The 6000-nt window shown below is 69.0% G+C and carries 5 protein-coding genes; 4 read left to right on the forward strand and 1 reads right to left on the reverse strand.

The genetic code is table 11. From position 1 onward, the window contains the following. Nucleotides 1-8 precede the first annotated feature (8 nt). Entirely contained in the window at nucleotides 9-986 is a 978-nt protein-coding gene (locus ABD768_RS07190) for an ArsR/SmtB family transcription factor (protein WP_344838622.1), read from the forward strand. Here the strand turns inward: ABD768_RS07190 and ABD768_RS07195 are convergent. After that, a complete protein-coding gene (locus ABD768_RS07195; RefSeq protein ID WP_344838625.1) occupies nucleotides 972-1976 on the reverse strand; it encodes an aldo/keto reductase in 1005 nt (334 codons plus the stop codon). The two genes, ABD768_RS07190 and ABD768_RS07195, sit on opposite strands and share 15 nt — an antisense overlap. An 81-nt stretch (nucleotides 1977-2057) precedes the next feature. Between ABD768_RS07195 and ABD768_RS07200 the strand changes: the two genes are divergently transcribed. The 3 genes from ABD768_RS07200 (at nucleotide 2058) to ABD768_RS07210 (ending at nucleotide 5873) form a co-directional block, all read left to right on the forward strand. After that, nucleotides 2058-2510, forward strand: coding sequence for a hypothetical protein (locus ABD768_RS07200; RefSeq protein WP_343980762.1), 453 nt, complete (start codon nucleotides 2058-2060; stop codon nucleotides 2508-2510). A gap of 76 nt (nucleotides 2511-2586) precedes the next feature. Beyond that, entirely contained in the window at nucleotides 2587-2874 is a 288-nt protein-coding gene (locus ABD768_RS07205; RefSeq protein ID WP_343980764.1) for an Lrp/AsnC family transcriptional regulator, read from the forward strand. 68 nt (nucleotides 2875-2942) lie between these two features. Then, complete coding sequence (locus ABD768_RS07210; protein ID WP_344838628.1) at nucleotides 2943-5873, forward strand: hypothetical protein; 2931 nt, start codon at nucleotides 2943-2945, stop codon at nucleotides 5871-5873. The last annotated feature ends 127 nt before the right edge of the window (nucleotides 5874-6000 follow it).

Here is a 6000-nt window from a genome sequence, read left to right on the forward strand (position 1 = left end):
TGATTGCCGTGGTGGTTCGGTTCGAGCTCGGGGTTGAGGATCTGGCGGATACGCGGTTTGCGATTTCGCCAGTGCAGGAGGCGTTGTTCAGCCTTTGGGTGGTGCGGGATCCGGGGTTGCTGGCGATTCATCTGCCGTGGCGGCGTTCCGTGGTGGACGAGTTGGGGGCGGTTGATACCGGGCTGTTGTTGTCGTTGGTGGGCGAGACGCTGGCGCTGCCGGATTTTCTGACTCCTCGGCCGACGAGTTTTGCGGTGTCGTTCGACGAGGAGCTGGAGGTCGTACGGGCAACGCCTGTCGGGATGGTCCGGCGGGATCTGCTGGCTACGCATGGCGGTCGGCCGCCGGACGCGTTGGCTGCTGCGCGATCGTCCGATGACGCCCAGGTGGCCAGGCTGCTCGACACGATCTGTTCGGAGCTCAAGGCCTATTGGGAGATCGCGCTCGCGCCGTCGTGGGCGAGGATGCGACTCGTGCTCGAGGGCGATACGACGTACCGGGCCCGGCAGTTGGCGGTCGGCGGCGCGCGGCTGCTCTTCGCCGATCTGCATCCGAACGTGCAGTGGAACGACGGCGTACTACGGATCGACCAGATGCTCGGCAAACACGACGTCTCCGTGTCCGGGCGCGGACTGCTACTGGTCCCGTCGATCTTCGCCTACAAACCGGTACCACCGCTCAGCCCGCACGAATCCCCCGCACTCGCCTACCCCAGCCGGGGCGTCGCCACCCTGTCCACCTCGAACAAACCGGCCGGATCCGCCGCCCTCACCGCGCTACTCGGCCAGCCCCGCGCCGTCCTGCTGCGGATGCTCGACGAGCCGCTCCCGACCATCGAGATCGCGCGTCGCCTCGAGGTCACCCCGAGCGCCGTCTCCCAACACCTACAGGTGCTCCACGCAACCAACCTCGTCACCCGGGCGCGCGACGGCCGGTATCTCCTGTACCGCCGCAGCACCCTCGGCGACCAACTACTCGACGGGTAGCGGCGCCCTCTCGTCGATCAGCCCTGCGGCCCGCAGATCCACCCACAACTGCGGCGGTACCGGCGTGTCGAACGACCCAAGATTGGCCCGTGCCTCACCCGCCGATCGCATCCCGATCACCACCCCCGCCACCACCGGATGAGCCAACGGAAAGGCGATCGCCGCCGCAGGCAACGTCACCCCGTGCGCCTCGCAGACATCCGCGATCCGATGAGCCCGCTGCAGCAACTCCTGCGACGCCGGCCCATAGTCGAACCGCGCCCCCTCGGCCGGCCGCGCCGACGCGAGCAACCCCGAGTTGAAGACCGCCGCGGCCAGGATCGACACCCCACGCTCGGCGCAGGCGGGCAGCAGCGTGTCCAACGCACTCTGCTCGAGCAACGTGTACCTCCCGGCGAGCATGACCGCGTCGACCTCCGTCTCCTGGACGAGGGTGGTCAGCAACGCCGGGTCGTGCATCCCGGCCCCGATCGCCTTCACAACGCCTTCTTCGCGAAGCTCGGCGAGCGCGGGATAGCCGTTGCGCAGGGCATCATCGAAGTGCTTCTCGGCGTCGTGCAGATACAGCACGTCGACCCGGTCCAGCCCGAGTCGCGTGAGCGAGTCCTCGACGCTGCGCCGGATCCCGTCGCGCGAGAAGTCCCAGACCCTTCGATGCGTCGCCGGGACCTGGAACGCCTCGTCCATCCGCCCTTGCGGATCCTGCTCGACCAGCAACCGGCCGACCTTGGTCGACAGGGTGAACTCGTCCCGCTGGTGTTGGCGGAGGAATTCGCCGATCCGGCGCTCGGAATGGCCGATGCCGTAGTGCGGTGACGTGTCGTAGTACCGGACTCCCCCGGCCCACGCGCTGGCCAGCGTCTCCGCGGCCGTCTCGTCGTCCAGCGCCTCGAACAGTCCGCCCAGCGGGCCGCCGCCGAACCCCAGTGCGGTCACCTCGACCCCGGTCCGGCCCAGCTCGCGTCGTACTCCGACCTTCGTCTCTGTCATGGGTCCAGCCAACCGCTCGCCTGCCTGTCCACGAATCGATTAAGGCGGACGCTTAATCGGCGCGCATGGCAAGGTTGGGGGGTGACCGATCCGTTCCAGTTCTTCACGCCCTCGCACCGGCACGGCGGCCCCGGCTATCGGGCGCCGGACGACGCGATCGAGAGTTGGCAGAAGCTGGCCGAGGAGGTGCGGCGGGAGCTGGAGCGGATGGGGTTCGCGGCTTCCGTGGTACCGGGTGGTGATCCGCAGGGGTTGCCGCCTGGCGCGCACGTCTGGGTGAACACGGTCGAGCCGTTCGGGGTGACGATCGACTGGGATCCGCCGGTCACCGGCAGTCCGGAGTACGTCGAGAAGGTGCTGACGCAGGACGTGACGAGCGGGCTGTTCTCCTACGTGGTGAACGCCTCGGAGATCATCGTGCGGGCGCTGGTCGAGGTGCTCCGGGAGGCGGGGTTCCAGGTGCTGATCGATCATGCCGGCGGGCGGACGTACAACTACCGGGTGCTGGCGGCTCCGCGGTTCCCCAAGTTCTGAACCGGCTGGGGTGGTGCCGGTGGGGTCGGCACTATGCTTCAGCGCGGTAGGGGGCTGGTTTCGAGGAGAGGACGACATGGTCACCGCGATCGTGTTCATCAAGGCCGACGTCGCACGCATCCCGGAGGTCGCCGAGCAGGTGGCCGCGATCGAGGGCGTCAGCGAGGTGTACTCCGTGACCGGCGGGCTCGACCTGATCGCGATGATCCGGGTCGCCCACCACGACGACCTCGCCTCCGTCATCCCCGACCACGTCAACCGGGTGCCCGGCGTACTGAGCACGGAGACGCACATCGCCTTCCGGGCCTACTCGACGCACGACCTCGAGGCTGCCTTCAGCCTGGGCGAGGAATCCGGTTTCTGAGGTTCTCCTGGTTTTCGAGGGCAGAATTCCACGGTCTGACTGACACGCGCTGAAGTTACGGTGAACGCATGAGCAACCCTCCCGCCGGCTGGTATCCGGACCCCACCGGACAGCCCAACACCATCCGCTGGTGGAACGGGACGCAATGGACCAACCGCACCGACAAAGAAGACCCCGCTGCGGACTCCGCCCCCACGGACGACCCGGCCGCGCCCGACCCGTCACCCGCGACCGACGCCTCGTCGGCACCCCGCATCAAGGCGGTCACCCCTGACGCCAAGGCCTCCGGAGCCGCCGCCTCCGCGTCGGGCGGCTCAGCCCCCACGTCCGGCGCCACCGCCTCCACGTCAGGCGGCACAGCCCCCGCGTCCGGCGCCGCCGCTTCGACGTCCGGTGGCACAGCCCCCACGTCTGGCGCGGCCGCTTCGACGTCGAACGGCTTCTGGCCCGCCGCCGACGCCGAACCTGATGGTGCGGTGCTCGATGCTGCTGCTTCGGCGGCGGCGCTGACGCCGGCGGAGAAGGCGAAGTCGACATGGATGGCACCCGTCGAGATCCCGGAAGCCGCCAACCACTGGACCCAGCGCCCGGTACCGGACGACGCGGAGCCGATCACCCAGGAGCAGTTCGAGGCCGAGCCCACGCCCCAAACCGGCTGGACCCTGAAGCTGGCCCCCAACACCTCCAGCTCGGAAACGACTGCGACTCCCGACCCAGAACCCCAGTCCTGGTCAGCCACCAACTGGACCGAGCCCCCCACGGTCGCCCCGACCCCCAAGGGCCCCGTACCAACCCCAGACACCACGCAGGTCGATTCCTCGAAGCAGCAGGCTGGTTCGACAGGTACTGACGGCGGCTGGGGCCAAGCCGGCGGCACCCAAGCCCAAGGCGCAGCAGCGACCGGCTGGGGTCAGTCACCTCAGAACGCAGCCGACGGCTGGTCGCAGACCGCAAACGCCACCAACGACCAGACAGCACCTGCCACCTCGCCGCAAACCGGTCAACCGGCCGACGACCAACCTGCAGGCAACCCCTGGGCCGCCGGCGACGACCTAACTGCTTCGAACCAGAACTCCAGCGGCCAACAGCCCGCCGCTACCAGCACCGGGTGGGGGACCTCCAGTCCCCAGCAACCAGCCACAGACGGCTGGAGCCAAACCCCCGCGCAAGAAACCGGCTCTGGTCCCTGGCCCCAGACGAACGGCCAGCAGACCGACGCAGGCACCTGGCCCCAAGCCAACGGCCAGCAGGCCGGTACGGGCGGCTGGAGCCAGGCAGGCAACCAGCAGAGCGGTGCAGGAGCCTGGACCCAGGCCGACGGTCAGCAGGCTGGTGGCGATGGCTGGGGCGCAACCAGTGGCCCTCAGGCAGGTACTGATGGCACAGCAAACGACGCAAAAGCATCCGGCACCCAGCAGGCGGCAGCCAGCGGTTGGAACACCCCCAGCACCCAGAACACGGCCGCCGAGGGCTGGGGCGATGGCCCTCAGCAGACCGGCACCAACGGCCCGGACTCCGGCGTACCGCAGACCGGCATCGTGGGCCCGGACTCCGGCGGACAGCAGACCGGTGCGGTGGGCTGGGGTTCCGGCACACAACAGGCCGGCGACAACGGGTGGGGTTCCACTGACCCGCAGACCGGCGGACCCGACAGCTCGGCAGCTTCTGGCTCGCCGGAAGCAGGTACCAACGGCTGGGGCTCCCCCAGCACGCAGGCCGGTACAGAGGGCTCGGGGTCGTCTGCAGCGCAGGAGACCGGCGCCGCGAGCTGGGGATCTTCGCCCGCACAGGAGACCGGTGCTGCAGGCTGGGGCGAGTCCGCCGCGCCGACGAACAATGCTGCGGGTTGGGGCGAGTCCGGCACGCAGGCAAACGGTGCTGCGGGTTGGGGCGAGTCCGGCACGCAGGCGAACGGTGCTGCTGGCTGGGGTGCGTCCGGTGCGCAGCAGGGTGGCGCCAGCGGCTGGGGTGAAGCCGGTGCGCAGCAGGGCGGAACCAGTGGTTGGGGTGAGGCCGGTGCGCAGCAGGGTTTGGCTGGTGGGTGGGGTCAAGCTGGTGGTCAGCAGGGTGGAGCGGCTGGGGATGGGTGGGGAACTGGCGGCGTACAGGAAGCTGATGCGGGGCAGTGGGGTAGTTCTGCGGCTCAGCAGGCCAGTACAGACCAGTGGGGTAACTCTGTGGCTACCCAGCAGCAGGGTGGTGCTCCGTGGGGAACTACCGGGCCGCAGGCGGGCGAGGCTTCGCCTTGGCAGGGTGATGATGGACCGCAGGGTGGTGGGACCCGTAAGGGCAAGGATGGGAGCGGTGGCGGTGGCGGCGGTAGGACGCCGCTGATCGTCGGCGGGGCAATCTCCGTCGTACTGCTCGTCGTGGCGGCGATCTTCCTGATCACCAACCAGGGCGACAAGAACACCGCCGACCCGACTCCGCCGCCCACCGGCAGCGTACCGACGAACGCCGGCGGCACACCCGGCCAGTCGAAGAACCCCAAGCTCCACGAGGGCAACCGGATCACCTCCGACGCGATCTCGTTCCCGCGCCAGGGCAACGGCTGGTCCGACCGCAAGCGGCTGATCCCGCAACTGCTGAACTCCAGCGGCCAGTACGTCACGCTGCAGAAGGACTTCGACGGCAGCAACGACTGGTACGCGGACATGTTCGTCGGCGGGCTCGGCAACAAGACCCCGTTCAGCGGCGACCCGAAGGCGACGGCGGCGGTACTGCTCGGACAGGTACACACCTGGAACTACGGCGACATCCCGGTCACGTACAAGGCCGTCGGCAACGGCGCCATCAAGCGTTCGGACAAGGCGGGCTGGTACTTCCAGGAGACCGTCACGGCGAAGTCACCCAAGGTCAAGTCGGTACTCCTGCTGACGGTCGCGGTCTTCGACCTCGGCGACGGAACCGCGGTCGCCTACATCAGTGACATCCCCACCAACCGGCCGGATCTGAGGACGGCCGAGAGCCAGGTCTACAAGGGAATCAACGTTGGCTGAAAACGAACCACCCCGCCCCCCTGCCCGCCACAGCGCCCCGCCGCCCCCACCCCCCGCCGACAACCACACACCCCCGTCAGCACCCCACCCCACCGCCCCGTCCCCCACGGACTACTGGTTCGCCGAC

The sequence above is a fragment of the Kribbella ginsengisoli genome (genome assembly GCF_039537185.1).
Classification (GTDB): Bacteria; Actinomycetota; Actinomycetes; order Propionibacteriales; family Kribbellaceae; genus Kribbella; species Kribbella koreensis.